The sequence below is a fragment of the Euhalothece natronophila Z-M001 genome (assembly GCF_007904085.1).
In the GTDB taxonomy this organism is placed as follows: domain Bacteria; phylum Cyanobacteriota; class Cyanobacteriia; order Cyanobacteriales; family Rubidibacteraceae; genus Halothece; species Halothece natronophila.
In genome coordinates this window covers 2,243,611-2,269,704 of the sequence record NZ_CP042326.1, presented here as the reverse complement: position 1 = coordinate 2,269,704, position 26,094 = coordinate 2,243,611, and the positions used below count along the sequence as shown (strand labels likewise).

25 protein-coding genes are annotated in these 26,094 nt (G+C 40.8%); 15 read left to right on the top strand and 10 right to left on the bottom strand.

The window, feature by feature from the left end; genetic code table 11:
• Positions 1 to 102 precede the first annotated feature (102 nt).
• The 4 genes from FRE64_RS11040 (at position 103) to psbZ (ending at position 3,246) form a co-directional block, all read left to right on the top strand.
• Positions 103 to 513, top strand: a complete 411-nt coding sequence (locus FRE64_RS11040; RefSeq protein WP_146296192.1) for a hypothetical protein — start codon at positions 103 to 105, stop codon at positions 511 to 513.
• A 9-nt stretch (positions 514 to 522) separates the two neighbouring features.
• On the top strand, positions 523 to 1,785 hold the full coding sequence (locus FRE64_RS11035; protein WP_146296190.1) for a glutamate-5-semialdehyde dehydrogenase: 1,263 nt from the start codon (positions 523 to 525) through the stop codon (positions 1,783 to 1,785).
• 70 nt (positions 1,786 to 1,855) lie between these two features.
• Positions 1,856 to 2,896, top strand: a complete 1,041-nt coding sequence (glpX, locus tag FRE64_RS11030; protein WP_146296188.1) for a class II fructose-bisphosphatase — start codon at positions 1,856 to 1,858, stop codon at positions 2,894 to 2,896.
• A gap of 161 nt (positions 2,897 to 3,057) precedes the next feature.
• A complete protein-coding gene (gene psbZ, locus FRE64_RS11025; RefSeq protein WP_146296186.1) occupies positions 3,058 to 3,246 on the top strand; it encodes a photosystem II reaction center protein PsbZ in 189 nt (62 codons plus the stop codon).
• A 320-nt stretch (positions 3,247 to 3,566) separates the two neighbouring features.
• Here the strand turns inward: psbZ and FRE64_RS11020 are convergent, their stop codons facing one another.
• Positions 3,567 to 4,436 carry a group II intron reverse transcriptase gene (locus tag FRE64_RS11020; protein WP_246140292.1) on the bottom strand — a complete coding sequence of 290 codons (870 nt, stop codon included), beginning with the start codon at positions 4,434 to 4,436 and terminating at the stop codon, positions 3,567 to 3,569.
• A 181-nt stretch (positions 4,437 to 4,617) separates the two neighbouring features.
• On the opposite strand from FRE64_RS11020, the gene FRE64_RS11015 reads away from it, so the two are divergent.
• Positions 4,618 to 6,249, top strand: coding sequence for an IS1634 family transposase (locus FRE64_RS11015; RefSeq protein WP_146296007.1), 1,632 nt, complete (start codon positions 4,618 to 4,620; stop codon positions 6,247 to 6,249).
• A 969-nt stretch (positions 6,250 to 7,218) separates the two neighbouring features.
• Positions 7,219 to 7,788 carry a 6,7-dimethyl-8-ribityllumazine synthase gene (gene ribH / locus FRE64_RS11010; protein WP_146296184.1) on the top strand — a complete coding sequence of 190 codons (570 nt, stop codon included), beginning with the start codon at positions 7,219 to 7,221 and terminating at the stop codon, positions 7,786 to 7,788.
• Here ribH and FRE64_RS11005 read toward each other — a convergent pair.
• On the bottom strand, positions 7,785 to 8,345 hold the full coding sequence (locus tag FRE64_RS11005; RefSeq protein ID WP_146296182.1) for a hypothetical protein: 561 nt from the start codon (positions 8,343 to 8,345) through the stop codon (positions 7,785 to 7,787). The two genes, ribH and FRE64_RS11005, sit on opposite strands and share 4 nt — an antisense overlap.
• Before the next feature lie 351 nt (positions 8,346 to 8,696).
• On the opposite strand from FRE64_RS11005, the gene FRE64_RS11000 reads away from it, so the two are divergent.
• Together FRE64_RS11000 and FRE64_RS17500 are read left to right on the top strand one after the other, a co-directional pair.
• Entirely contained in the window at positions 8,697 to 8,984 is a 288-nt protein-coding gene (locus tag FRE64_RS11000) for an RNA recognition motif domain-containing protein (RefSeq protein ID WP_146296181.1), read from the top strand.
• 101 nt (positions 8,985 to 9,085) lie between these two features.
• Complete coding sequence (locus tag FRE64_RS17500) at positions 9,086 to 9,259, top strand: hypothetical protein (RefSeq protein ID WP_186708786.1); 174 nt, start codon at positions 9,086 to 9,088, stop codon at positions 9,257 to 9,259.
• Positions 9,260 to 9,539: 280 nt separating this feature from the next.
• Here the strand turns inward: FRE64_RS17500 and FRE64_RS10995 are convergent, their stop codons facing one another.
• Positions 9,540 to 10,859, bottom strand: coding sequence for an IS701 family transposase (locus FRE64_RS10995; protein ID WP_146297260.1), 1,320 nt, complete (start codon positions 10,857 to 10,859; stop codon positions 9,540 to 9,542).
• 251 nt (positions 10,860 to 11,110) lie between these two features.
• On the opposite strand from FRE64_RS10995, the gene apcB reads away from it, so the two are divergent.
• From apcB to FRE64_RS10975, 4 genes are all read left to right on the top strand, one after another.
• Complete coding sequence (apcB, locus tag FRE64_RS10990; protein ID WP_146296180.1) at positions 11,111 to 11,620, top strand: allophycocyanin subunit beta; 510 nt, start codon at positions 11,111 to 11,113, stop codon at positions 11,618 to 11,620.
• 193 nt (positions 11,621 to 11,813) lie between these two features.
• A complete protein-coding gene (locus FRE64_RS10985) occupies positions 11,814 to 12,746 on the top strand; it encodes a helix-turn-helix domain-containing protein (RefSeq protein WP_146296179.1) in 933 nt (310 codons plus the stop codon).
• Positions 12,747 to 12,839: 93 nt separating this feature from the next.
• On the top strand, positions 12,840 to 13,442 hold the full coding sequence (locus FRE64_RS10980; RefSeq protein ID WP_146296177.1) for a DUF1326 domain-containing protein: 603 nt from the start codon (positions 12,840 to 12,842) through the stop codon (positions 13,440 to 13,442).
• A gap of 82 nt (positions 13,443 to 13,524) precedes the next feature.
• Positions 13,525 to 14,376 carry a DUF2182 domain-containing protein gene (locus FRE64_RS10975; protein WP_146296175.1) on the top strand — a complete coding sequence of 284 codons (852 nt, stop codon included), beginning with the start codon at positions 13,525 to 13,527 and terminating at the stop codon, positions 14,374 to 14,376.
• 648 nt (positions 14,377 to 15,024) lie between these two features.
• Here the strand turns inward: FRE64_RS10975 and fabG are convergent.
• Complete coding sequence (gene fabG / locus FRE64_RS10970; RefSeq protein WP_146296173.1) at positions 15,025 to 15,723, bottom strand: 3-oxoacyl-ACP reductase FabG; 699 nt, start codon at positions 15,721 to 15,723, stop codon at positions 15,025 to 15,027.
• 182 nt (positions 15,724 to 15,905) lie between these two features.
• Between fabG and FRE64_RS10965 the strand changes: the two genes are divergently transcribed.
• Both FRE64_RS10965 and FRE64_RS10960 read left to right on the top strand, forming a co-directional pair.
• Positions 15,906 to 17,045, top strand: coding sequence for an ABC transporter ATP-binding protein (locus tag FRE64_RS10965; protein WP_146296171.1), 1,140 nt, complete (start codon positions 15,906 to 15,908; stop codon positions 17,043 to 17,045).
• Positions 16,993 to 17,478, top strand: a complete 486-nt coding sequence (locus tag FRE64_RS10960) for a molybdenum cofactor biosynthesis protein MoaE (protein WP_146296169.1) — start codon at positions 16,993 to 16,995, stop codon at positions 17,476 to 17,478. The genes FRE64_RS10965 and FRE64_RS10960 overlap by 53 nt, the downstream gene beginning before the upstream one ends.
• A gap of 162 nt (positions 17,479 to 17,640) precedes the next feature.
• Here the strand turns inward: FRE64_RS10960 and FRE64_RS10955 are convergent, their stop codons facing one another.
• Genes FRE64_RS10955 through FRE64_RS10935 form a run of 5 tightly spaced genes read right to left on the bottom strand, consistent with a single transcriptional unit; the run spans position 17,641 to position 21,948 of the window.
• Positions 17,641 to 18,597 (bottom strand): PhoH family protein, encoded by a 957-nt coding sequence (locus FRE64_RS10955; RefSeq protein WP_146296167.1) that lies wholly within the window; start codon positions 18,595 to 18,597, stop codon positions 17,641 to 17,643.
• Positions 18,594 to 19,049 carry a KH domain-containing protein gene (locus tag FRE64_RS10950; RefSeq protein WP_146296165.1) on the bottom strand — a complete coding sequence of 152 codons (456 nt, stop codon included), beginning with the start codon at positions 19,047 to 19,049 and terminating at the stop codon, positions 18,594 to 18,596. Before FRE64_RS10950 ends, FRE64_RS10955 begins: the two co-directional genes overlap by 4 nt.
• Complete coding sequence (rpsP, locus tag FRE64_RS10945; protein ID WP_146296163.1) at positions 19,042 to 19,290, bottom strand: 30S ribosomal protein S16; 249 nt, start codon at positions 19,288 to 19,290, stop codon at positions 19,042 to 19,044. The genes FRE64_RS10950 and rpsP overlap by 8 nt, the downstream gene beginning before the upstream one ends.
• A gap of 57 nt (positions 19,291 to 19,347) precedes the next feature.
• On the bottom strand, positions 19,348 to 20,019 hold the full coding sequence (locus FRE64_RS10940) for a ComF family protein (protein ID WP_146296161.1): 672 nt from the start codon (positions 20,017 to 20,019) through the stop codon (positions 19,348 to 19,350).
• A 6-nt stretch (positions 20,020 to 20,025) separates the two neighbouring features.
• A complete protein-coding gene (locus FRE64_RS10935) occupies positions 20,026 to 21,948 on the bottom strand; it encodes a serine/threonine-protein kinase (protein ID WP_146296159.1) in 1,923 nt (640 codons plus the stop codon).
• A gap of 287 nt (positions 21,949 to 22,235) precedes the next feature.
• Here FRE64_RS10935 and FRE64_RS10930 point away from each other — a divergent pair, with 287 nt between their 5' ends.
• Positions 22,236 to 24,065, top strand: a complete 1,830-nt coding sequence (locus FRE64_RS10930; RefSeq protein ID WP_146296157.1) for an ABC transporter ATP-binding protein — start codon at positions 22,236 to 22,238, stop codon at positions 24,063 to 24,065.
• A gap of 15 nt (positions 24,066 to 24,080) precedes the next feature.
• Here the strand turns inward: FRE64_RS10930 and recJ are convergent, their stop codons facing one another.
• Positions 24,081 to 26,051 (bottom strand): single-stranded-DNA-specific exonuclease RecJ, encoded by a 1,971-nt coding sequence (gene recJ, locus FRE64_RS10925; RefSeq protein ID WP_146296155.1) that lies wholly within the window; start codon positions 26,049 to 26,051, stop codon positions 24,081 to 24,083.
• Positions 26,052 to 26,094 lie beyond the last annotated feature (43 nt).

The window sequence follows — 26,094 nt, the reverse complement described above, 5'->3', positions numbered from 1 at the left end:
TTACATGTTAACCCAGAAAAGGTTGGCAATCAGATAGCTGTAACCACTATGATGAAAAGAAATAAAACAACTATCTGACTAGTTTTCTACGCTTAAGGGATCGTGCCAGCAGAGAAAGGTGTCAAAATTGATTTATCGTCAGAGTATCCTTGTCCTTGTCGGCGTGCAGGACGCTTAAATCCCATTGCTCTTACTGAGGCTTTCGGTTGCGATCGCTGTCAGCATATTTTTATTGTCCAAGATAATTATCAACAACTGCAACAAATTTCTGGGGCTTCCCCTTATAAACGGGGTTGGCGTTGGAATGGTCGGCGGTGGTTACCCCTTCACTCCCGTTGGGGAGAGCTTTTTCTCCCAATGATGCTAGGAATTACCATTGTCCTTATAGCAGTTTGGCTACCTCTAATCCTACAAGCCTCTGTTGAAGGAACGGTTTTGTTTTGGGTATTAGTGGCTGTATTATTAGCTTTATTACCTGCTTTAATAGTGTGGTTAGCGTATTGGCGCAGTTAATATTTAAGAATGAAACAGGGCGATGATGATCAAAAATCAAAGCTGATCGAGACAATTGTAAAACAGTCTCATCAAGCGAGTGAGCGACTAGCAATGACCACGGGAAGTCAACGCTCACGGGCGGTGGCTTTAATGGGTCAATCCTTGCGACGCTCTTATGATGACATTTTAGAAGCAAATACTCTCGATCTTGAAACTGGGCGGGAAATGGCTCTTCCTGAATTAATCCTAGAATGGCTGAAATTAACCCCCCAACGCCTAGAAACCGCCATTAAAATTTTAGAACGATTGGCAAGCATTGCTGATCCCATTCAAAGAGTTAGCCATGCTCCCTATCCTCTAGATCCTGCTCAAACCTATTGCCAGCGGATGCCTCTAGGAGTAATTACGTTTATTTATGAAGCCTTACCTGAGTTAAGCGCGATCGCGGCTGGGTTATGTGTCAAAACGGGAAATAGTTTACTGTTACGAGGGGGAAGTGAAGCTAGTCATTCTAATGAAGCCATCCTTAAAGCTCTCAATACTGCCCTAGAGGAAGCCGACTTACCTCAGCATACTTTACAACTGCTGTGTGGTGATCAAGGGTGTTCAGTACGTGATTTGGTACGACAAGAACCTTATACTCAATTAGTGATTCCCTATGGTCGCCCTAGTTTAGTAGAGGAAACGGCAAAGTTGGTTAATGTTCCAATATTGCGAACCGCGATCGGTAATTGTTATTTATATTGGTCAACCACAGGCAGTGCAGAAAAAGTCCGTTCCGTAATTGTTGATAGTCATGTTAGCGAACCTGATCCTGTCAATGCCATTGAGAAGGTTCTAATTAACCGTAATATTAAAGCCTCGCTGTTAACTAATGTATTTCAGATCCTGAAAGATAAGGGATTTATCTTAAAAGGGGAGGAAGAATTAGTAACTGCCTATCCTCAGTATTTGCATCCCATTCAAGAAAAAGAATGGTCACAAAGTTATATAAAGAAAGTAGTTGCCTTTCGGTTTGTAGATGATATCGGGAGCGCGATCGCGTGGATTAATCGTCACAGTAGCGGTCATGCTGACTGCATTATCAGCCAGTCTTATCGTGAAACTCGTCAATTTGCCCAAGCCGTAGATAGTGCCTTAGTTTATGTCAATGCTTCCCCGCGCTTCTTTCGCTATGCGGCTAACGGTGACAGTATTTTCCTAGGAATGTCTAATCAGAAAGGATATCGACGAGGATTAATTGGATTAGAAAGCCTTACCACCTTCAAGCAAGTCGTACAAGGTCAGTAACAAATAAGCCATGGTTTTCTGATAAACTCAGAAACGAATTAAGCAAGATCGCAGACGGGAGATAAAAAAATTGTTAGAAAAAACACTTGGTTTAGAAATTATTGAAGTTGTAGAACAAGCCGCGATCGCCTCATCCCGTTTAATGGGAAAAGGACTTAAAGACGAGGCCGATCAACTCGCTGTTGAAGCCATGCGGAAGCGTATGAATGACATTAATATGCGCGGTCGCATTGTCATTGGGGAAGGGGAACGTGACGACGCTCCCATGCTCTATATTGGCGAAGAAGTGGGAATTTGTACTCGCCCTGATGCGAAAAACTTTTGTAACCCTGATGAACTGATTGAAATTGACATTGCCGTTGACCCTTGCGAAGGCACTAACTTAGTCGCAAAAGGTCAAGAAGGCTCAATGGCAGTATTAGCGATTTCGGAAAAAGGTGGACTTTTTGCAGCGCCAGACTTTTATATGAAAAAACTGGCTGCCCCACCCGTTGCCCGAGGTCATGTGGATATTCGCAAATCTCCTACCGAAAACCTAAAAATTATTGCTGAGTGCTTAAATCGCTCTGTGGATGAATTAGTGGTAGTCGTAATGGATCGCTCACGCCACGAAGGTTTAATTAAAGAAATTCGTGAAGCTGGGGCAAGAGTTCGTCTCATTGGAGATGGTGATGTTTCCGCTGCCCTTTCCTGTGCCTTTACGGGAACCAATGTTCATGCGCTGATGGGCGTAGGAGCTGCTCCAGAAGGCGTTATTTCTGCCGCTGCCATGCGTTGTTTAGGCGGTCACTTCCAAGGGCAATTAATCTATGATCCTGAACAGGTGAAAACAGGCTTAATTGGGGAAAGCCGCGAAAGCAACCTTGAGCGTCTTCAAGAAATGGGAATCAAAGACCCTGATGCAGTTTATAACGCTGAAGACTTAGCACGAGGAGAAACCGTTTTATTTGCCGCTTCTGGGATTACCCCTGGCACCTTAATGCAAGGAGTGCGTTTCTTCCATGGTGGTGCAAGAACTGAATCCTTGGTTATTTCCAGTCAGTCGATGACAGCACGGTTTGTAGATACCGTTCATATGTTTGAACAGCCCAAATATATTCAATTACACTAATCAGGCTCTAGGGAGGCAACCATAAGTAATTGTGCTTAAGTTCCTCCCCATCAGGTGCCAAGGCTGATAAAATATAAAACAACTCTTCTCCTTAACTAGAAGAAAATAATCACATAGAAAGCCTTTAAAAAACTGTTTGTTGTCTTGGGAGTATTAAGAAAATGTCTATTTTGTTTCAAATTTCACTAGCTGCTCTTGTGTTTCTGTCCTTTATTATGGTCATCGGGGTTCCTGTTGCCTATGCCTCTCCACAAAACTGGGAACAATCTAAACGCCTGATTTTTGTCGGTTCAGGAATTTGGGCTTTGCTTGTGGTTGCAGTGGGCGTCTTAAACTTTTTTGTGGTTTAAAAAAATATTGATTAATTCAGTTTAACTCCTCATCTAATTTTCGCGCTGGAAACTCCCGTTATACCGTCAGGTTAACGGGAGACGGGGCGTATAAACGTCTGGGGAAATCCTCACTTCCTCGTCGCTTCGCTCCTGCGTCGCTGCGTCCAGACGACAGCCCCTTAGGAAAGCACGTCTTCCTGTTTGCGTTTGTACGATTAAATTTGTTGAACCTTAGTCTCCTCAATCTCCCGTTAAATCAAAGATTAGCGGGTAAGGTTCGAGAGTTGCCTCTCTCCCCTCCCCTAAGAACCGCACGTGACAGTTTCCCATCATACGGCTCAAGCCTTACTTCCAGCCTTTGTCTTGGATTTTGAACTGTGTACCTGTTTATGACACGCTTTGTGTAAGTGGACTAAATTCTCAGGGTCATCTGAGCCACCATCTTTCACAGGTACTATGTGGTGGGTCTCGATTTCTTCTTCGTTATAGAGGCTCTCCCCACAGACAGGACACTTATGCTCTTGCATTTTGGCTACTTGTTCGTATTTTGAACCTTTTGCCCATTTTTGTTTTCCTATCTTGAGGCTTCTTTTATACCAATAGTCCTGAAGTGAGGGGTCATCAGGGCTTGCTGTCCCTTTGACTTTGACGTGCCTTACTATGGGTGTACTACTGATGTCATAGAGAATAGAGAGTTTTTCCTTACCTCCACGACCAGTCCCTTTACACATGAAAGTCCAATGATTCCCTTTGTATGAACCGAAGTATTTATCTTTTACCCACTTTTTTGATTTACTTGGGTGTCGCCGACAACACCATTTCCAGAGGTACTGCCATACTCGATGTGAGATATAGCTAAAGGTTTCTTTGCTCACTACTCCTCTGTAGTAATTTGCAAAACCTCGGAGAAGCGGATTTAGGACTTTAATGACTTCCTGTTGGGTAGAAGCCTTCATCTTATTAAGAGTGTTTCCAACCTTCTTGCAGAAGGCAAGAACTTTCTCCTTTTGAGGCTTAATTAACAATTTACCATCATAATGGCGTAAGTTAAATCCAAGAAAATCAAAACCTTCTTCCATTGAGACGATTGTTGTCTTCTCCGTGCTGATTTCTAGACCTCGTTCTGACATCCATTGCTTTATCTGGTCTAGTGTATGTTCTAGGCTTTCCTTGTCCTTGGAACCCACATTCCGCACCCCAACTGTCACATTGTCCCTTCAGATCAACTGAAATGAGAAAAGTGGGACTTTTTGCCGAGAATTGTCACAGCTACAAAGTGACTAATTCCGAAAACTCTGAAGAAAGAGTAAGGAATCAGCTTGAGGGGTCGATTTAAGGAAAAAAGAAAGGTAAACTGAGGAATCAATCCTTTCTTAATTAAAATGAGTGATGGCGACTATCTCCAACAACTTCTCATCAATTGAAGTCACCAATTTAGACCATTTAGGAATAGTAGCTGGATTAATTGATGAAATCGGGCTGGTAGAACAAATTAATGAATTAGTAGTGGAACAACCCCGGGAAAAAGTCAGTCCTGGTCATGCAGTGAAAGCAATGATTCTCAATGGATTAGGACTGTTTTCATCTCCGTTATACCTATTTCCCAAGTTCTTTGAAGGAAAACCCACCTCACATTTAATTGGAGAAGGGATTGAAGCCAAACACTTAAATGATGACCGGTTAGGACGAGTCTTAGACAAATTATATTTAACCGGATTAGAAGACATATTTCTTAGCATCGCCTTAAAAGCCATCAAACAATTCTCAATTGATGTCGAGAGTGTTCATCTCGATTCCAGCTCTTTCAGTGTGGAAGGAGAATACGAAAATCCTTTAATCGAAGAAGTCAATTTGGAAGTGGATTCAGAACCAGGAGAAAAACGAAATCCACCTCAACGAATTGAAATTACCTATGGTTATTCTCGGGATAAACGTCCCGACTTAAAGCAATTCATGGTCGATTTAATTAGTAGTAGCGATGGAGATATTCCCGTTTTCTTAAGAGCCGGAAGTGGCAATGAATCTGACCAAAAAGTATTTCCTGAACTTTTTAAGCAATTTCGTTCTCAAGTAGATTTCGATTCATTGATGGTAGCAGATAGGGCACTATACACCGCAGAAAATTTGAAACAAATGGAAGAGTTGAAATGGCTGACCCGAGTTCCCTTCCGTCTTAAACCGGCTCAAGCTCTTGCTAGACAAATTAAATCCTCTCAAATGAGTTCCAGTTCTCTTGATGGATACAGTTACTCGATTCACCAGACAACTTATGGGGGAATTGAACAACGATGGTTAGTGGTAGAAAGTGAAGAAAGAAAAGAATCCGACCAAAAACGTCTTGAGAAAAAAATAAAGAAAGATAGACTCGAAGCCGAAAAAGAATTACGAGAGTTATCTCGACAAACTTATGCTTGTGTTCCTGATGCCATCAAAGCTGCCAAAAAACTAGAAAAGAAATTTAAGTACCATCAAATCAGCCAGATTGAAACTCGTGAAGAAAAAGACAAAAATCCTGACCAAGCTAAGGTTAGAGTTCGAGCCGGTTTAGAAGAAAATTTAGCCCTGATTCAGGAAGAAAAACAACTAGCTGGACGGTTTCTTCTCGCCACTAATATTGTAGATGAAGGGGAACTCTCTCCTAATCAAATGCTCATTGAATATAAAGAGCAACAGTCAACGGAAAGGGGATTTAGGTTCTTAAAAGACCCCATGTTTTTAGCAGACAGCATTTTCATTAAATCTCCGGAACGAATTCAGGCGATGGTCTTAATTCTGGGCTTGTGTCTGCTCATTTATAATTTGGGGCAAAGAGAACTGCGTTCGGCTTTAGTGAGACGAGGAGAAATGGTTAAAAATCAATTAGGGAAAGAAACGAATTCTCCTACTTTACGTTGGATTTTTCAACAATTTCAAGCGGTTCACTTGTTAAAAGTTAGAGGAGAAAACGAAGTTTCTAATCTCACCGAAGAGAGATTAAATTTACTAGAATTGTTTCCCAAACCTTGCCAACAATATTATTGATTAGTGTAAGGGAAGTTTCCCCGAAGGAGTGAAAATCAAAGCTGAAGTCAGTTAAGAGCTGCTGTAATTTCAGGCTTATAAATTCTCAATTACTCTTGGTTAATGAGAATAAGAAGAATTCACCCTGATTCTCCCCCTAAGTTTGATGCTAGAATCAATCAATTCCCCTTGATACGGTCGCCAAACGGACAATGTGACAGTTGAGGGTGCGGAATGTGGGGTATAAGACCCAAGGCAAGTCTGCTTTGCTTTCGCTCAGGGATAATGTTTCAACCCCTATCCATCCCATTACAGGTTGGCGTTCGCTTCTTGCCTCATCTTTTACCCTCCAGAGAGTTGTGGGTTTGTTGCCTCCCCCCTACTCCTGACTCGACCAGTCAAGGAGACTTTGTAGGGCTTACCCTGTTGTATCGGTTGAACATACGAATTGGTTAGGATGGCTGACTATTCTGCGGAAGGAGTGTGTTTCCACGTTTATATGACGTTAAAACATATAGACCACCTTCTTACCTTTTTGGTGACAGCCTGTCAGGGATAATTTGGCTGTTTCGACTGTAACGCAGTTTAATCATCAGCTTAGACTATGTTCATCCTTCCAATTCTCCTCCTAGCTCCTCACCGCTTAACCCCTAGCAGTTATGGATACGTCTGGGGCGTGCATTCCTCTTGCCTCATTACTTACTACAAGAGTCGCCACTCTCCAAATGAGGAGAGCTTTCCACGAAGGACAGGGGTGGAAATCCCTGTGGTGTAAGGGTTACACCGATTCAACTGACCAGTTCAGGTCGCGCTTAACGGGAGTCGTTGAATCATTGTGAGTGGGGAGCTTTTTCATGCAAAATAGAGGGAAATGAGTCTTCATACCATTTCGATAAACTACTGTAACCAACCTTATCAAAATTGGTATAAGAGCTCAACTGATACTCCTTAGCCATTGGTTTACAAATAAACGATAACCAGTAATTAATTATGACCGTATTTGAAGGTACATTTACCAATATAGGATCAGCCCGATTTGCTATTGTCATTGGGCGGTTTAATGACTTAGTCACCGAAAAGCTCTTAGGAGGCTGTCAAGATTGTCTAAAACGCCATGGGGTTAATCCTGATCCGAACGGAACACAGGTTGATTATATTTGGGTTCCTGGCAGTTTTGAATTACCCATGATGGCAAGACAAATGGCACTTACAGGACGATATGATGCCATTATTTGCTTAGGGGCAGTGATTCGAGGGCAAACTGCTCATTTTGACTATGTAGCAGGTGAGGCGGCGAAAGGAATTGCTGCCACAAGTTTCCAAACTGGCGTTCCTGTGGTATTTGGAGTCATTACTGCTGAAAATATGCAACAGGCGTTAGAACGGGCTGGTATTAAAAGTAATTTGGGCTGGAATTATGCTCTCAATGCTTTGGAAATGGCAAGTTTAATGCAACAGGTACAAGGTTCACACGCTTCTTATCAACAGACTCAGGCGTTACCTCATTCTCAAGAAAATCAGTTCACGCAGTCGCAAGCCCAACAGGAAAAACATTCTTAAGCGAGAAAACCCTGAGTGAGTGCTGTCCAAATTGTCCAAGTATCAACTAAGAGCAAAATTAAGGTAAACCCTAGTAGAATCAAATACATCCAGGGCTGTGCTAAAGGGCGAACATCTTGGGTATCAATGCCAGTTTTGTCTTCTACGACTTGGATTAACTTGGCAAAACCTGCAACTCGCATCGGTAACAGGTAAGCGCGATCGCGCTCAGGGGTAACAAAATAATACACCAATCCTCCTTGCCCTGTTGTTCGTAGTTTCAATTGCTCAACTTCCGACCAAGACAGCGACCATCCCTTTTGCAAAAAATCAGGAAACCACCACGGATAGGTAACAGCAATTTGCTCCTCATCTACCAGCACTTTCTGGCTTAATCCCCCCTGTAAGAGAATCAAACCGATGATTAACCCTACGATTAATAAACTGACAGGAAATTCTACAGGACTTGCCACAGCTAAAAAAGGCAGAGGAACAGTTAGAGCGAAATAAAGTAGCGTTAAGGTAAGCCGAATAATCGGGGAAATGCGAAAACTTAAAGAAGATGCAACAGCCGTCATAAAGCCAAAACAATAAAGGTTACGGTTCTAGGCTAGCAAAACATTAAATATTATGAAGAAAAAAAGGTTTGGTTTCTACTTTAAAATTAACATTTTCTTTAGATTAGCTGAAACTCCCTCTAATCCTAGATTTTTTAACTAAAAAAACACTCGTCCTCTTTTTTAAAAAAGAAAACTAAAACTAATCACTTGCTACCCTCAAAAGTTCTTGCTAGTATTATGAATGAGAGCAAAGATCGGTGACAACGTTAGTTTCAGTATTGATAGTTTTATTTTCAGCTTCGTATTGGCGGACTTTCTCCGAGATCTTGACTCACTACACAATTTCCTGACTGAGGAGAATATTCATCAATGTCAATTTATGTCGGTAACCTCGATTATTCTGTAACCCAAGATGACTTAAACGAGGTTTTTGCAGAGTACGGCACAGTTAAGCGTGTCCACCTTCCTACTGACCGTGAAACCGGTCGCATGAGAGGATTTGGTTTCGTTGAAATGTCATCGGAAAGTGAAGAATCAAATGCGATTTCTGAACTTGATGGAGCAGAGTGGATGGGGCGCGAATTAAAGGTTAACCCTGCACGTCCTCGTGAAAACAAAGGATCATTTGGTGGCGGCCGCAGAAACAGACGTTTCTAAAAATTAAGTTAAGAAGATAACGCTTTTGGGGAGCTACTCATTAGTAGAATATGCTTCCTGAAAGCGTTTTTTTAAAAGTTATTAAGTCAGGAGCAACAATCATGGCAAAGCGTCGCAATCAAAAAAAAGAAAAAGCAGCTCGTAACCTAGCTTATGCGCGGCAATTCCGTAAAAAGCCTGCAAATTCTTTCTCAAAGGGTCGCCGTTTTTCTAACAACAATAATTATAACAACAGCGACAATAACACAAACTCTAGTAATGGAAACAACGATTAATTTTTCTCACCGAGAAATTGTCAATTCTTAGATTGGTTTGTAACCTTGATCTAAAGTCTTTTTTTAGGCTTTAGATTCATTTTTTTTAGAGGGGATCTCTCTGTTCATGCTTTTTAAGGGACACTCTTAATGCTTTTGTCCTTCGTCCCTTGTCCTTCGTCCTTTGTTATTTGTAAACCAATGACTAATGACTAATGACTAAGTTTGTCCCTCAACAGACTAACCCTCTTTTGTCACTTTCCGAAGCAAGAAGTAAAAAATAATGAGTTCTAATCAACTCTTAAAAACCTATTTTAACTTGATGAACAGAAGAAAATAAATGCTGAAACCCCAATAATAAGTGGTCATTATTAAACATCTCTAGCCAAGGGACAACTAACCAAAATAAGAACCATGGTTCCATAACTAAACGTAGGTTATGTAAGGCATCTTTCCAGCTATTTCCCTTCCTCCAATTGGGATGTTGAGGAGAATTATTACTTGTTGATGGTTGTGTCTTATCATCACTGTCTTCATCTTGCTCAAAAGAGCTAAAACCTGGCGTTTGTAAGCTCACCATTAAATAAACACAGTAAATGATTTCCCACCACTTCTCGATCTCAGAAAACTTGGTGAAACGATAATCTTTCCAACCCAATTCTTGCTTACATTGGCGAAATCCATATTCCACCCAAGTTCTTAAACCGTAAAGGTCTCCTAGTTTTTTCTTGACCTTCCCTTGAAGATTGGTCATAACAAAAGAGGTCCCATTACTGGGCAAAGTTTCTGGGTCAGTGGTGAGATCCCAATAAGTGATTTTTCGTCTCTTGCCATAAACAATTTCTCGAATGTATCTGGTTTCGGAACTGTTATCACTAAAGGTGCGAGTAAATTGACACCATTTATTGGCTCTTACCCTTTGTCCTGGGGGCAGTAGGACACTATGATTACTTCTAATTGCTACTACATAGGAGAGCTGATAGTGAGTTAAAGTATTGATGAAATTGCTACTTTCTCCATACAAGCTATCTGCTAAAACTAGGTCAATGTTAAAGCCAAAATCAATTAACTCTTGAATCAGTTCTATGGCTAATTCAATCTTGGTTTGGTATTTATCCCCTGGTTTGAGAGTTCCTTTGGGCTTAAATACCTTAAACTTTAAGGGGAAAGTGATATCTTGATACACTCCATAAGCATTGACCGAGACGATTCCTTGGTCAATTTTGCCCAAACTTCCTAAGTATTGTCTAGCGACATAATCGGTACGATTTCCCTTCTTTCTATCTCCAGTTTCATCAATAATGACGGTGATTGCTTTTCCCTTTAAGGCTTCTTTAGTTTTTTGTAATCTTCTTTCTCTTAATTGTTCTACTGACCAAGGTGAGTTAGCAAGGAAGTGATGTAGAGATTGTGCAGAAGTAATCCCGACGACTTTGGCAATTTCTGGTAGAGATTTTCGTTTAATCGGTGCGATGAGTCCTAAATGTAAAAATTTAAAGCATTCATAATTTCTCACATCTTGAAACAGGTCTTGATAGTAACCACAATAGTTGTCTACGATCGCGCTAGTAGGTTCTGGGTCTCGCGGTAGGTGTTGACGAATCTGTAAAGCTACATCCATCATGAGCAGTCGCTTCCCTCTTTATTCTTACTTTTCCTTTCTTATCATTTTATCTCGGAAAATGACAAAAGAGGGCTAAGAAACGTTATATCCCAAAGAGGAGATTAATTAAGTTTTGTAACTTGCTAAGAGTGTAATTTAAGCAATAGAGGGGAAAATCAGGACAGGGAAACGATACAATAACTAAGATTAGAGCATTAATTTACTTTTAGACCCTCATAAAATCAAGTCCTTTGGGAGGATTATTTAACATGCAAGATGCTGTAACTACCTTAATTAAAAATTACGATGTTAGCGGTCGCTATTTAGATCGCGATGCCATGGATCAACTTCAATCCTATTTTGCATCAGGAACTGCCCGAGTTGCCGCTGCAGGAATTATTAATGCCAATGCAGCAACAATTGTCAAAGAGTCAGGAAGACAGTTATTTGATGAGTTACCCGAGTTAATTCGCCCTGGAGGAAATGCTTACACAACACGGCGTTATTCTGCTTGTTTGCGGGATATGGACTACTATCTCCGTTACGCCACTTATGCTTTAGTTGCTGGGGATACCTATGTTTTAGATGAACGAGTCTTACAAGGCTTACGAGAAACTTATAACTCTTTAGGAGTGCCCATTGCTCCCACGGTTCGAGGTATCGAGATTATGAAAGGCATGATTAAGCAAATGGTAGAAGAAGCTGGGATTACTGATACCAGTTTTATTGATCAACCCTTTGATCACATGAACCGTGAATTAAGTGAACAGGATATTTAGTTGAACAAATTTCTAGGTTGATGGTTCTCGTTAGACAATTCTAAATATTAAAAGCCCGCGAAAAATCGCGGGTTATTTCTTATTTAAGTTCTATATACTTTACTTAAGTATCAATACAATTTCCGATTTGATTTACCAGGCCCCTAAGAGATTTTGGCATAGTATTTTCATTAATGTTTAGGGGGAAACTGACATGGCACAGCCTCCTACCGAAATTGTTAAAAATTCTGAGTCTCAATGTTTCCTATCCAATCAAATGATCTGGGAGCATCAAACTGGCTTGCCATCTCCCCTATTAGAAGGACAAGTTTATCGCTACGAAGGTTATATAACTAATACAGATCAACCGTTATACTACTTAGGACTCCCTAGAGATCATATCATTATTGTTTTAAGTTTTGGAAATACTATTGAATTTAATCACTTACAAACGAAATTTAAATCTAGAAAATATCAATCTGTATTAGTTGGACTCAATACCAACCCATTAATTGCTACACTTACGGGAACTCGATGTTGTATTGAAGTTCGGATGCATCCTAGTATAGCTTTTCGAGTGCTAGAGAAAAACCCCATTGACTTAGCAGTAGGTCCCATTAATTTAGAAGAGATTTGGCACACTGATCTTTGTTATCTTACCCAACGCCTTGAAAAATCTGCTTCTTGGCAAGAGCGATTTGATTATATTGATGAGTATTTACTGAAAAAGTTGCAAACTTCCCAACGGAAAATGCGCCCAGAAATTGAGTGGGCATGGAATCAACTTGAAGCTCAACATGGCAATATTTCAATTCAGAAATTAGTGGAACAGGTGGGGTGGAGTCATCGTTATTTTAATCAGTGCTTTCGGAAATATATTGGCATTACACCAAAATTGGCTGCTCGTCGGATCCGTTTTGTTCACGCCCACCAATTATTAACAGAAAATTATTGTGACTTGGTTACTGTTGCCACCACTTGTAACTATAGTGATCAAAGTCATTTAACCCGAGAGTTTCATCAATTTTCAGGCTTTTCTCCCGCTACCTACCAAAATTTGTGTTTAACTCACCCTTTCTCCGTTCCAGCTTCTCTCTTTAATCAGAAAACTAATTCAATTTTGATCAATCCTATAGTCAACAACTGACCGTTGGTCAATTTTTTTCAAGACTTAGTTAATCCAGCAGTTCTATAATTTTTTTTATATCGGTAGTATCACGATTGTTAAGGAGTAAAGACCATGTCTTATCAACTTGAAGGGAGATTACTCGAAGTTTGTACCTGCAACTCAATTTGTCCTTGCTTTGTTGGGGAAGATCCTGATGGTGGAGAGTGCGGAGGAACTATTGCTTATCGCGTAGATAAGGGAACTATTAACGAGATTAATGTCTCTGGATTGACCTTAGCTATGGTTGCCCATATCCCCGGAAATGTATTTAATGGTAACTGGAGAGCTGTCCTTTTTATCGATGATCAAGCCACAGAACAACAGGAAGAAGCTCTGTTGTCTGCTTTTACTGGCAAAGAAGGTGGACCTTTGGCTGATGTTGCTGAGTTAGTTGGGGAAGTTGTTTCTGTTGAACGAGCAACCATCGAGTCAGATATTCAGGAAGGCACAGGTTTATTCAAAGTTGGTAATGTGATGCGTGCTGAAATGGAATCTTTGAAGGGAGCTAGTGAAAAGCCAGTTAAACTTTATGATGCTGCCATTGATTTTTCCCCCGGAGCGCCGAGTTTCCCGGGTAAAGCAAAAACTTACCATGTTTCTTGTCCTAGTTTAAACATGGAAATCGATCTCCAAGCACATAATTCGATGCAGGCATACTTTAATTTTCAGACCTAGAAGCAAAGGAATTAACCATTACCCAAACTCCTATTTTGTGGGAAAGTTTTCAGATTAACGACTAATACTAGAATAGGTATTTATGCTTTCTAAGGTCTCTCTTGTTACAATTTGGAAGTTGCGCGATCGCGCTTTACTAGGCTTCAAAACTAATTCTACTGAAACAATATTAATCAGTCTAATTAGCATCATCACTATTTTAGCTTGGGGCTTACTCTGGTTCTCTTCTATTTCACCTTATAGTCGTTATCTTCATGATGCAAGTGGGCTTGGGTTAATAACTCACTCTGTCATTTTAGATATCACCTTATCAGCAACTTTTTACACCACTGTCTGGCTATTAATGTGCCTTGCGATGATGTTACCAACTACTTTACCACTATTAATTGCTTGGCAACGACTTATCTCCAATCACTCTAGTCGCTGGTTATTACAAGGGTTGGTTGTAGCTGGCTATCTTAGCGTATGGACTGTTTTTGGTTTTTTACTTTATATTGCGGATAAAATGTTGCATGGCGTGGTTTTAGCAACTCCTTGGTTGAATCAAAACTATTGGGTTTTAGGCGCATTCACTCTCGGCTTAGTAGGTGTTTTTCAGTTCACGCCAATCAAGGATTATTGTTTACAAAAGTGTCGCTCTCCCCTCAACTTAGTTTTAAAAGCCTGGCAGCAAGGTAATCTTCTATATCAGGCTTGGTGGTTAGGGGTAAGTCACGGTATATTTTGTGTTGGCTGTTGTTGGGCTTTAATGTTGCTGATGTTTGTTATGGGTATGGGAAACTTCGGCTGGATGTTACTCCTGACAGGTGCCATGGTAATCGAGAAAAATTTTTCTTGGGGGCAAAGGCTGAGAGCACCACTGGGAGTAACGTTTTTGATTGGAACCTTAATCGTTTTAGTTGTTAATATTCCTGTAACAAAAGCATTATTTTAATTAATTGGAATTAAATATAAAGCTAATCCTGAATACAAAAAGTTTTTATATGGAGCGTTACTCCTTCGGGAAAATCGTCAAGACGAAGCAACGGCAGCATTTGAGGCGGCTCTTGAGAGAACGCCCAATCGTCGTAATTCTTTAATTGCTCTTGAGCAAATCAGTAATTAATCATCGTTAAAACTTTCAGAGTGTCTAAAAAAGGTATTAATTTAACCTGACTGACGAGAAGTCCCCATCCACACTGGATAGAGTTGGGTGGGGATGAAAAGCGGATTAATGGAAAACTACTCTCCGAGAAGTTCCTTCGCGCCTACGATACATTGAGATTGACAAAATTTTAGCAGAAGGGCTGAGAATCCTACGACTACAATTTTAATTTAGTCGGTAGACGGGGCGTATAAACATCTGGGGAGACCCCAGATGACAGCCCCTCATGAATCAGCCCAGTTGTGGTAAGATAAATAAAGTAGGCCTTATATTCAAGAGCTAATCGCCACCTACTAATTGATACAGAATTAATTTCTGAGAAACCTTCAACCGAGGGGCATCCGGGAGAAGTAAAATAAAGCTCCGACTCGTATCCGAACCGATAGGTGGAGTTGGTGAGAAGCCCCAACCACATCGAAAGATTGGTTGGGGAGTATGTCACAGTTTTCCGTAAACTGGCAGTGTCGCTCCTCGCACTTCTCTAGCGGCTTCCGAAGCAAGATAACAAATGGCTTCCCCTAAAGATTCGGGTTTAACCCATTGGTCTGCTTGATCACTTCCCATCGCTTCCCGATTAGTGGGGGTATCAATAATGCTGGGAAGGACACAGTTGGCAGTAATATTATCATAGTCCTTAACCTCTTCCGCGATCGCGTGGGTTAGAGCCACAACACCTGCTTTAGATGCACAATAAGAAGCAAGTCCCCCCATCGGTTGCACTGCCCCTTTAGAACCAACAGTAACAATGCGCCCATAACCATGGTTGATCATTGAGCGCAGGCTATGCTTACAAACTAGAAAAGTGGTATCGAGGTTCAGTTGAAAATCTTTTTTCCAGTCTTCATAGTTGTAATCTATGAGTTGTCCCATAGAAAAACCACCCACAAGATGAATTAAGACATCCACACGCCCCATGTCTTCAATTAGTTGAGAAATTGCATTCTCGTTGGTTAAATCAACATTAACAAAGCGGATATTCTCAAATTCACTTGAGGATAATTTTTGTTTGAGACGCTCCACAGCATTTTCACTACGATAGGGAATGGTGACTTTTGCACCGCGTTTAATTACTGCTGGAGTGACACCTAATCCTAAGCCCCCTGTTCCGCCAGTAAGAAGAACTTGTTTACCTTCCATGATTTTATAATCCTTGCTTGTCTCTTAATTTAAGTTATCGTTTTTACTCCTAGATTTACTATTTTAATTGTGAATTATTGAGAAAGATATGCAAAAATGTTTATAATGCATGAGGAATATCTAACTGGCATTTGCTACGTGCTTCTTCAAACAACTATCCATATAAGTTAATGTAATTGATTATGACACCACCTCCCATTCTCCAATTAGATCAGATTACGAAACAATATCATCGAGAAGATAATCCTGCGGTGGAGGAGATTAGCCTGAGTTTGGCCCCAGGAGAATTATTAAGTTTATTGGGGCCGTCTGGGTGTGGGAAAACAACCTTATTGCGATTAATTGCTGGTTTTGAACAGCCAGATGGTGGAACAATTACAATTGCTAATCAGACAGTAGCAGATGCTAATTATTTTCTCCCCCCAGAGAAACGAGATGTTGGGATGGTGTTTCAAGATTATGCCCTCTTTCCTCATTTAACAGTTGCGAAAAACATTGGTTTTGGCTTGAAGCCAACCCGAGGCAAAACCGCTGCAGAAATTAAAAGTCAAATTCAAGCGGCGATTCATTTAGTGGGATTAGAAGGATTGGAAAATCGTTATCCTCACCAGTTATCGGGAGGGCAGCAACAACGGGTGGCTTTAGCGCGAGCCTTAGCTCCTCGCCCTAATTTAGTATTATTAGATGAGCCTCTGAGTAATTTGGATGTGCAAGTGCGGTTACGTTTACGCACCGAGTTACGAGATATCTTAAAAGCAGCAGGAATTGCCGCCGTTTTTGTCACTCATGACCAAGAGGAAGCTCTCTCGATTTCTGATTCTGTGGCGGTCATGCAGAATGGTCACTTAGAACAACAAGATACCCCAGAACAAGTTTATAATCATCCTGCCTCACGCTTTGTGGCTGAGTTTGTAACCCAAGGAAATTTTCTCCATGCTAGTCGCAAAAATACAGGATGGGAAACGGAAATGGGAACTTTTGGCTTAGAAAAAGTACAGGTGTCTAATGAGGTAACTGGGAATTGTGGTGACTTAATGATTCGTCAAGAAGATGTGACTTTAATTCCTGATGATAATTCCGAAATTGTTATTTATGATCGGGAATTTTTAGGGCGAGAAAATCGCTATCGGTTGCAACTCCCCTCAGGAAGAGAGTTAAAGGTTCATAGTTCTCAGAGAACTTTATTAGCTCCTAATACACCAGTTAGAGTCAGTTTTAATGAGGCTATGTTACATTTATTTCCATGTCAGGGGAATGAGAAACAAGTCAATGCTAAAGAACCACAAGCCATCCAAGGTGAATCACTTATCAGACGAAGATAGTTTTCGGATTTCTTTTGCGCCCCTTTCTCTAGAAGAAGTGTATGCACTAGCGGATGATTCAGCTAATGGCGCGATCGCGCTTATGAGTGGTACGGTGCGCGAACAAACAGCAGGAAAACCCGTGGCTTATCTAGACTATCAGGCTTATGAACCAATGGCTATCGCCCTTTTCCAGCAAATTGCCCAACAAATTAGAGAACAATGGTCACCTGTAAATCGAGTGGTGATTCATCATCGCATTGGACGCTTACAAATTGGTGAAATTAGTGTTTTAGTAGCAGTAGGCTGTCCTCATCGCAGTGAAGCCTTTGCTGCTTGCCAATATGCCATTGATACCCTCAAACATAACGCCCCGATTTGGAAAAAAGAAGCTAGTTTCACTCCCAATGGTAGCATTGAGGCAAATTGGGTTGATTGTCCGCGATGCAAGTGAACTACGCAAAGCCGTCTTAGACTGAGCTTTGCGCTTCCTGCCCAACAGACTGCGACACAGTAGAAGTCTTACGACCTCTATTATCTCGACTTACATCTGGGCGACAGGCGATCTCCCCCGTTCCAGAGGTACTGAAATTGGGGACTTCTCGCTCACACTCTGTTAAATATCATGTTGCTCATAAGCCGCCACAATGCGCTGCACTAGCGGATGACGCACCACATCTCCTTGAGAAAATTCACAAACACCAATTCCTTCTACAGATCGCAGAATTTTTAAAGCGGTAATTAGCCCTGATTGCTGATTAGGTGGTAAGTCAGTTTGCGTTACGTCTCCTGTTACCACCATTCGAGAGGAAAAACCTAAGCGGGTTAAAACCATTTTCATTTGAGCAGGAGTCGTATTTTGAGCCTCATCCACAATCACAAAGGCATTATTTAAGGTTCGTCCTCGCATATAGGCTAAGGGAGCAATTTCAATGACTCCTTTCGCCATTAAATCAGGGATTTTTTCAGGATCAATGAGTTCGTATAACGCATCATAAAGAGGACGTAAAAAGGGATTCACTTTTTCTTGTAAATCCCCAGGGAGAAAGCCCAATTTTTCCCCAGCTTCAACCGCAGGGCGGGTGAGGATTAATCGTTCATACTGATCTTTTAAGAGTGCTTGAACCGCTAAAATCGCAGCAAGAAAGGTTTTTCCTGTTCCTGCTGGTCCCGTGCAGAAGGTAATGTCATGGGATTGAATTGCTTTAATATATTGTTGTTGGCGAAAGGTTTTCGCTCGAACTTGTTCTCCCCTGCGGGTGGTGGCAAGAACATTTTTTTGTAAATCTTGGTAATCCTCTAAGCGCCCTGTATCTTGGGCTTGGAAGGCGGTCATGATCTCCGCTTTGGAGATCGTCTTCCCTTGTTCCCAGTAAGGTTTAAGCGCTCGCACTACCGCTAAACACCGTTCTACAGGCTTTTTAGGACCAGTAATCAGTAGTTGTTGACCCCGCATGACTAACTTCGCCCCCGTCTGTCGAGAAAGGGTTTTTAAGTTAGCTTCTTGGGAGCCAGCTAGCGCGATCGCGCTTTCACTACTAGGTAATTCAATGGTTTTGACCGCCTCTGTCATGAATTTTTTGGACTCACTCGATCCGATGAACGCTTCAAATTAGGTTTTGAGCGTTTTTGCGGTTTCCTTTTTTTACTTCCTTGATTGTCCTCTTTTTTTCCTTTCGGGGAAAATTCAGAGCGTTCAGTGTTTCTTCCATTTTGGCTCTCATCACTGCGACTTTTTTGTTCCCCATATACATCCAAATATACTGACTGTTGGGCAGCTTCAGCGGCAGTTTTGAGAATTGTACGAACCGCTCTTAAATTGCGACCACCGCGCCCAAACACCTTGCCTTGTTCTTCTTTTTCAAGAGCAAGACGAATCCAAACCCGTTGATTTTGGTTTGTGGATTCACAGTCAACTCGCAGGTTGTCTGGGGAGTCCAATAAAGGCGTGAGTAAGAATTTAACCAATTCTTGGTATTGAGGTTGATTAGAATCAATCAAGGAATCATTAACGTAATTAGGCATTCAATTGTTGATACACCTGAGCTCTTTTCAAAATATGATCGACGGTTTCTGTAGGTTTTGCCCCTTGCTGTAATCGCTTTACGATTGCAGGGACATCTAAACGGGTTTCATTGGTTCGAGGATTATAATATCCCAATTCTTCTAAGGGACGACCATCACGGCGACTACTGTCATTCATCGCAACAATACGATAACTTGCTTCTCGTTTCTTTCCTAATCGTTTTAAGCGCAGTTTAACCATTATCTCTCAACTTAATCATAACTCTACTCAATTGTACAAAATTTTGCGCTCATTAAGCTATCTTGTTTTTTCTGGTTTTGCAACTGCTGTAACAGCTAATACTTTTCCCCCAGCCTGGTGAAGAGTCATTTGGGCAGCTTGAATTGTTGTTCCGGTAGTGTAAATGTCATCCAAGAGAAGGATCGGCTGTTGCAGATTAAGAGATTCACCCACAGCGAAGGCGCGATCCAGTTGTTTTTGTCGTTGTTGAGGGGTTAATCCAAAAAGAGCTTCTGTATTTTTAATCCGCTTTAAGCCTTGTGTGTGTAAGGGAAATCCCGTCACTTGACAAAAGGAACGGGCGATCAGTTGGGCTTGATTATAACCCCGTTGCTTTTCTTTTTCAGGATGCAGGGGGATGGGAATGACAACGGGTTTTAGGGAAACAGGAAAAGTCGCCCTTTGTAGCCAAGTTTCTCCTAATTTTTCCCCGAGAGGACGAGCCATTTCGGGCTTTTGTTCATACTTTAGAACAGCGATCGCGCGTTTGAGTGATCCTTCGTATTTTCCCCAAACCAGTAACGGAATTTTTCTTTTCCCCTGAAATTTTCCCTCGGAAAAGCGACATTGTTCTAACTGACGATTACAATTACCACACACCACAGCTTCAGCACTTCTCCCACAAAGCGGACAATTAGGCTGGAGGAAGATAGACAGAAGATGCTCTCCTAATTGTTTCCAGTTGTACATTTTCTTCTAAAGTGCCAAATTAATACTTGCTTCCCCTTGGTAACTTAACTCTTGAGATGAGTTTAACATCCAGAGTCTAATCGTTTCATCTTCACTACCACTGGCTAAGCAACTACCATTCGGACTAAAAACTACAGTATTCACAGGGGCTTGATGACGACTCCAGCATCGTCGTAAACGTTTCTCCCGAAATAAACTTACCACTTGCACAGTCTTATCACTACTGCCACTGGCTAAATATTGTCCATCAGGGCTAAATTGAAGAGAATTGACAGCCCATTTATGTCCCCGTATGGTTTGTAAACGTTTTTGAGTGGCTAAATCCCACAACTTAATACTACAATCCCAATCACCACTGCCACTAGCCAAATATTTGCCATTAGGACTAAAATTGAGGCTAGAAACAATATCTGTATGTCCTGTGAGAGAAAATAAGGGCTTAAAGGTTTGAAGTTCCCACACTTGAACTTTTAAATCACTACCTCCCAGTGCAAAGTATTCTCCATCAGGGCTAAGGCTAAGGGCATAAATCGCCCCTTGTTCTAAAGTTAAGCGATCAAGTAGCTGCCCAGTTTGCAAACTCCACAAAATAATCTCTCCCCCAGTACTCCCAGTGAGAATCACATCTCCATGAGAAGAAACTTGTAAGCTAGTAATTTCAGAGCGATGCCCTTTTAAGGTTTTATCCAACTGCTGAGTTTGCAAGTTCCACACCTTAATGGTCTTATCACGACTCCCACTAATTAAAAACCTGCTATCAGGAGTAAATTGAACTGCTGTAATAGGGGCTGCGTGTTGAGTTAACTTGCTATGAGTTTGCCAGTTTCCTACCCGCCACAAGCGCACACAATTATCTTTCCCAATCAGCCTTCCCCATTCTCCACCCCCCCCACTGGCGAGAAAATTACCATCTCCACTAAAATCAAGACTATAAATTGCTCCTTTTCCGCTAGAAAGTTTAATCACAGACTTATTTTCAGGAGTAAAGTCTTTCTTTAAAGTTAGCGTTGAGGGGAGTGGCGATAGTACCCCTAAAGCAGATAATACTTGTTGGGGAGATGAGTAACGTTGTCTGAGATCAAAAGCGGTCATACCGTCTAAGATGGCAGCTAGGGAATCACTAATGGGAGCATTTTTTAAATAATCTCGCCAGAGTAATTTATTTTCTAGAGGGGTGTAGAGATCAAATGGCGAAACCCCAGTAAGCAAGTGTAAACAAGTCACCCCTAAGCTATAAATATCACTAGCAAAAGTGGGTTTGCCATAAACTTGTTCTGGAGCAGCATATCCTGGAGAACCAATAATGGTTCCAGTTTGCTCAATTTCGCTGAGAGAGGCTAATTTCGCCGCTCCAAAATCTACTAAAACGAGTTCTGGCGATTCTTGATTGGTAGCATTTGGGCGACGACGAATGATATTTTCAGGTTTGATATCACGATGAATAACTGAAGCTTCTTGGAGATAGTGTAAAACGGGTAATAAACTTTTCAGAAGTTTTCGGATTTCTCGTTCGGAGAAAGTCCCTTTAGAGTATAGCTCCGTGGCTAAGTTTTCCCCATTAATCCATTCTTGGACAATGTAATGATAGCTATCTTGTTCTAGATGGTCATACAATTGGGGGATTTGGGCATGATGACCTAATTGTTGTAACCGTTTAGCTTCAGAATGAAATAATTGTTTGGCTTTACGAGAGTTAAGAAGAATCCCCTCCTCAGTTTTTGGAAAAAATTGCTTAATAATACAGAAACGAGATTGGCTAATATCTCTTCCTAAAAAAGTCCGCCCAAACCGTCCACTGGCAAGGAGTTTACAGGCACGGTATTGTTGAGCAATGATTAGAGGGAAACCACAATTCTGACATTTTGTCTGTTGTTTAGAGTTGTCAGGATAAAGGCAGTAAGGATTAAAGCAGTACGCAACATCTTTCATGGGCACAAAGATTTAACTTGATCATACCTCTATCTTAATGACGCAAGAGGATGCTCACGCTTTGCTCCGCCCCGTTATACTGTCAGGTTAACGGGTGGAGATTTGTCGAGAGAGGATGTCACGTATTAGATCAAGTAACTCACCACGGGTAGCTTGTGTTTGCTTGAGCCGTATGCGGTGAAAATCGCACGTACGGTTCTTAAGGGGAAAGAGACCAAGATGTTATTCTTAAAAGTGTAATATCAAGGTCTCTGACCTACCCGACAACATAGCAATTTCAATCCAGTATGACAGTATCTCCTCCTTCTGTTGTTGAAGAAACCCGTCCACAAGAAAATGACTGGCGGCTGTTATTGCGCCTGGTTCCTTATGCTAGCCGTAATAAAAAGCTCCTCTTTACCTCTCTTAGCCTACTCATTCCCCTTTCCATCGCTGGTGCAGTACAACCGTTAATTATTGGACAAGCCGTTTCTTTTTTACGAAATGAACAGACTTGGGAGTTCCTAGAGGGTTTGTCAATTAATCAAGGATTAAATATCCTCACAGGATTATTGTTGTTAACAATTATCATTCGGTTAGTTTTTAACTCTCTACAGGGGTATTTAGTACAACGAGTTGGACAGGAAATTACGGCTAACATTCGGGATGATCTGTTTCATCATGTTACCTCTTTAGCGACTAAATTTTTTGATCGCACTCCTGTGGGACGCTTAGTAACTCGTTTAACCAGTGATGTGGAAGCCTTGGGGGATGTTTTTTCCACTGGGGCGGTAGGAATTGTGAGTGATACTGTGTATATAATTGTTATTTTAGTCACAATTTTTACAATTCAATGGCAACTGGCAACCTTATTAGTGTTAATGTTTTTGCCCGTAACTGGGTTAATTATTTATTTCCAACAACGATATCGACAAGCTAACTATCGCTCTCGTGAGGAACTCTCCAAACTGAATTCTATGTTGCAGGAAAATGTTATGGGAATTAACATTGTGCAACTATTCCGTCGCGAAAATTTCAATAGTGATATGTTTCGTAAAACAAACCATCGCTATTTGAAAGAAGTTGACCAAACTATTTTTTATGATGCGGCGGTTTCAGCAACTTTAGAATGGATTGCGTTAGTTGCTATTGCTGGAATTTTGGGATTAGGCGGAATGCTAGTTTTAGGAGATCAACTAAACTTTGGTACACTATCTGCATTTATTTTATATGCTCAACGTTTATTTGAACCCTTAAGACAATTTGCTGAAAAATTCACTCTATTACAAACAGGATTAACAGGGGTGGAACGGATTACTCAATTAATGAGTGAACCCATTGAAATTCAAGATCCTAATCCAGAGCAACAAAAGAGTTTAGCGTTAATTAAAGATGATAAAAGTAATCTTGGGGAAATTCGTTTTGAAGATGTTTCCTTTGGTTATAAAGAAGATGAGCTAGTTCTTAAAAATTTAAATTTTGTCATTAAACCCCAAGAAAAAGTTGCTTTAGTTGGCCCCACTGGTGCTGGAAAAAGCTCAATTATTCGCTTATTATGTCGGTTATATGAGCCTACTTCTGGCCGTATTTTAGTAGATGGGGTGGATATTCGAGATTTACCGCAAATCGAATTACGTCGTCATATTGGGGTCATTCTACAAGAGAATTTTCTGTTTGCTGGAGATGTAAAAGATAATATTACCCTTGGTGAAAAATATTCGTTTGAAGACATTAAAAAAGCCGCAGAAGTGACTAATGTTAATGAGTTTATTGAGAAATTACCGCAAGGTTATGATACGACTTTAAGGGAACGGGGAAATAATTTATCAGGAGGACAAAAGCAGCTTTTAGCCTTTGCAAGAGTTGCCATTCGTGATCCAAGAGTTTTAGTATTAGATGAAGCCACCGCTAGTTTAGATGTAGGAACAGAGGCTTTAATTCAGGACGCATTAAATTATTTATTAGAAGAACGTACTGCAATTATTATTGCTCATCGTCTTTCTACTATTCGAGATGTTGATCGAATTTTAGTCTTGAAACAAGGGGAATTGGTTGAGTCTGGAAGTCACGAAGAATTATTAGAACAAAGTGGGTTATATTCCAGTTTGTATCAACTACAAGCTCTTGGACAAGCATGATCAATAATGCTTTTTTTAAGCGGATAGAGCTTCAATAGCACCTTTAATAATTTGATAATAAGGATTTTGAGTAATATTAATAGTTTTTAGCTCCTGTGAACTAGTTTTTAGTTGTCCTTCTCGGCTTCCTCTATTGACAATGAGAACATTTCCTTGATCATTTTCAATACGTAGCTCATTAATATTGTCCCATAAACAACAAGAATAAGTGCGTCCTTCATATTCATAAGTTGCTTCTTGATAGGTTGTCTCTTGGGGTAAACGGAAGCCGACTAATTCTAGTTCTAAATTAACTTGACCATTCCATTGATTCTCACGAAGTTTATAGGCAATATCGATTGTCTTAGGAAGAGGAAAATAACTTTGCCATCGCCACGCGATCGCGCTTTTTGTCACTAATTTTCCATTAATGTCCTGACCTAATTTTAATTTAACATGATCTTTTCCTACAATTCGTTGGTCAACAACAGTGACATTTTCGCTTAAAAATCTCGGCTCTTCATTGCCAATTCCCCATGGTTGCAGACTATCAATTTGTTCATATAAATTAGCGGTTAAATCCTCAAAACTTGCTTTTCCATCAATTTTTACTAAGGGCTTTAAATGTTCAGGTTCTAAGCATTGATGGGCAAACTCACTTAATCGTTCTCGAAACGCATCTAAATTTTTAGTTTCTAACCCAAATCCTCCGGCAGCTTTATGTCCACCATATTTTCCTAATAAATCATCACAATAAACTAGAGCTTCAAACACATTAAATTCAGGAATCCCTCTCGCAGATCCTCGAATTTTTTCCTGATTTTCTCCTTCATACGTGCCAATAAAAACGGGAACACCAAAGCGATCTACTAATCTAGAAGCAACAATGCCAATAACCCCATGATGCCAATTTTCTTGGACAATCACCATAGCGCGATCGCGCAACCAATCAATTTCCCCCGATTCTAAATAATTAATCGCCTCCTGTTCAATTTCTGCACACATTTCTTGGCGTTTGCTGTTAATTTGTTCACACTGCATCGCCCGTTCTAACGCTACTCCCTCATCATCGGTAGTGAGTAATTCAATTACAGTTTGCGGATCACTAATGCGTCCAATAGCATTAATTCTAGGTCCCAAGCGAAAGCCAATATCATCAGGTTTAACCGCTTTTTGTTGATCATTAACGCCACTTACCTGCATTAAGGCTTGTACCCCTGCTAAATTAGATTTCGGTAACTGACGTAACCCCCGTTTTAACCAGCGACGATTCACGCCCACTAACGGCGCTAAATCCGCGATCGTTCCTAATGTAAATAACTCTAAAAGCTGGGAGGTTAAGCCTTTTAGTTTTCCCATTTTTTGCGCGGTTGTTACTGCTAACACATAGGCAACTCCCACACCAGCTAATCCTTGATACGGTGAAGTTTCTAATAACAACTTGGGATTTAAAATTGCATCAGCAGGAGGTAATGTTTCAGGTAAATCATGGTGATCTGTAATAATGACTTGTAAGCCCAACTCAACAGCCCGATAAATGGGATCATAAGCCGCAATCCCATTATCAACGGTTAAAATTAATCCCACGCCATTAGCAGCACATTCTTCCACAATGCGAGTATTAATACCATATCCCTCTTTCATCCGACTAGGAATGATATAATCAACCCTAGCTCCCAAATAGCGTAAAGTTCTTAATAAAAGGGCTGTGCTAGTCATGCCATCAGCATCATAATCCCCACAAATAATGATTGTTTCTTCCTCATTAATGGCTTCCAGGATTAAATCAATACTGGTTTCTAAATCAGAAAATTCAGTTTGGGGATCAGGTAATGTTTCACTTTCAGGATTAATATAAACTTGTGTTTCTTCTGTGGCAATAAACCCCCGATTAATTAAGACTTGTGCTAAAAGAGGAGATAGCCCTGTTGCTTCAACAACAGAGTCAATTTGTTCCGAGTTAAATGCTTGAATTTGCCAACGCTGGGAGGGAATTTGAGGTTTCAATTTTCGCAGTGAATTTGCTCAAGGCTTACTGGCACAGATTCTA

Excerpts from the sequence above, each read along its gene's own strand:
- FRE64_RS11035 (WP_146296190.1), top strand. The coding sequence starts at position 523 with ATGAAACAGGGCGATGATGATCAAAAATCAAAGCTGATCGAGACAATT.
- psbZ (WP_146296186.1), top strand. The coding sequence starts at position 3,058 with ATGTCTATTTTGTTTCAAATTTCACTAGCTGCTCTTGTGTTTCTGTCC.
- FRE64_RS11015 (WP_146296007.1), top strand. The coding sequence starts at position 4,618 with ATGGCGACTATCTCCAACAACTTCTCATCAATTGAAGTCACCAATTTA.
- ribH (WP_146296184.1), top strand. The coding sequence starts at position 7,219 with ATGACCGTATTTGAAGGTACATTTACCAATATAGGATCAGCCCGATTT.
- FRE64_RS11005 (WP_146296182.1), bottom strand. The coding sequence starts at position 8,345 with ATGACGGCTGTTGCATCTTCTTTAAGTTTTCGCATTTCCCCGATTATT.
- FRE64_RS11000 (WP_146296181.1), top strand. The coding sequence starts at position 8,697 with ATGTCAATTTATGTCGGTAACCTCGATTATTCTGTAACCCAAGATGAC.
- FRE64_RS17500 (WP_186708786.1), top strand. The coding sequence starts at position 9,086 with ATGGCAAAGCGTCGCAATCAAAAAAAAGAAAAAGCAGCTCGTAACCTA.
- FRE64_RS10995 (WP_146297260.1), bottom strand. The coding sequence starts at position 10,859 with ATGGATGTAGCTTTACAGATTCGTCAACACCTACCGCGAGACCCAGAA.
- apcB (WP_146296180.1), top strand. The coding sequence starts at position 11,111 with ATGCAAGATGCTGTAACTACCTTAATTAAAAATTACGATGTTAGCGGT.
- FRE64_RS10985 (WP_146296179.1), top strand. The coding sequence starts at position 11,814 with ATGGCACAGCCTCCTACCGAAATTGTTAAAAATTCTGAGTCTCAATGT.
- FRE64_RS10980 (WP_146296177.1), top strand. The coding sequence starts at position 12,840 with ATGTCTTATCAACTTGAAGGGAGATTACTCGAAGTTTGTACCTGCAAC.
- FRE64_RS10975 (WP_146296175.1), top strand. The coding sequence starts at position 13,525 with ATGCTTTCTAAGGTCTCTCTTGTTACAATTTGGAAGTTGCGCGATCGC.
- fabG (WP_146296173.1), bottom strand. The coding sequence starts at position 15,723 with ATGGAAGGTAAACAAGTTCTTCTTACTGGCGGAACAGGGGGCTTAGGA.
- FRE64_RS10965 (WP_146296171.1), top strand. The coding sequence starts at position 15,906 with ATGACACCACCTCCCATTCTCCAATTAGATCAGATTACGAAACAATAT.
- FRE64_RS10960 (WP_146296169.1), top strand. The coding sequence starts at position 16,993 with ATGCTAAAGAACCACAAGCCATCCAAGGTGAATCACTTATCAGACGAA.
- FRE64_RS10955 (WP_146296167.1), bottom strand. The coding sequence starts at position 18,597 with ATGACAGAGGCGGTCAAAACCATTGAATTACCTAGTAGTGAAAGCGCG.
- FRE64_RS10950 (WP_146296165.1), bottom strand. The coding sequence starts at position 19,049 with ATGCCTAATTACGTTAATGATTCCTTGATTGATTCTAATCAACCTCAA.
- rpsP (WP_146296163.1), bottom strand. The coding sequence starts at position 19,290 with ATGGTTAAACTGCGCTTAAAACGATTAGGAAAGAAACGAGAAGCAAGT.
- FRE64_RS10940 (WP_146296161.1), bottom strand. The coding sequence starts at position 20,019 with ATGTACAACTGGAAACAATTAGGAGAGCATCTTCTGTCTATCTTCCTC.
- FRE64_RS10935 (WP_146296159.1), bottom strand. The coding sequence starts at position 21,948 with ATGAAAGATGTTGCGTACTGCTTTAATCCTTACTGCCTTTATCCTGAC.
- FRE64_RS10930 (WP_146296157.1), top strand. The coding sequence starts at position 22,236 with ATGACAGTATCTCCTCCTTCTGTTGTTGAAGAAACCCGTCCACAAGAA.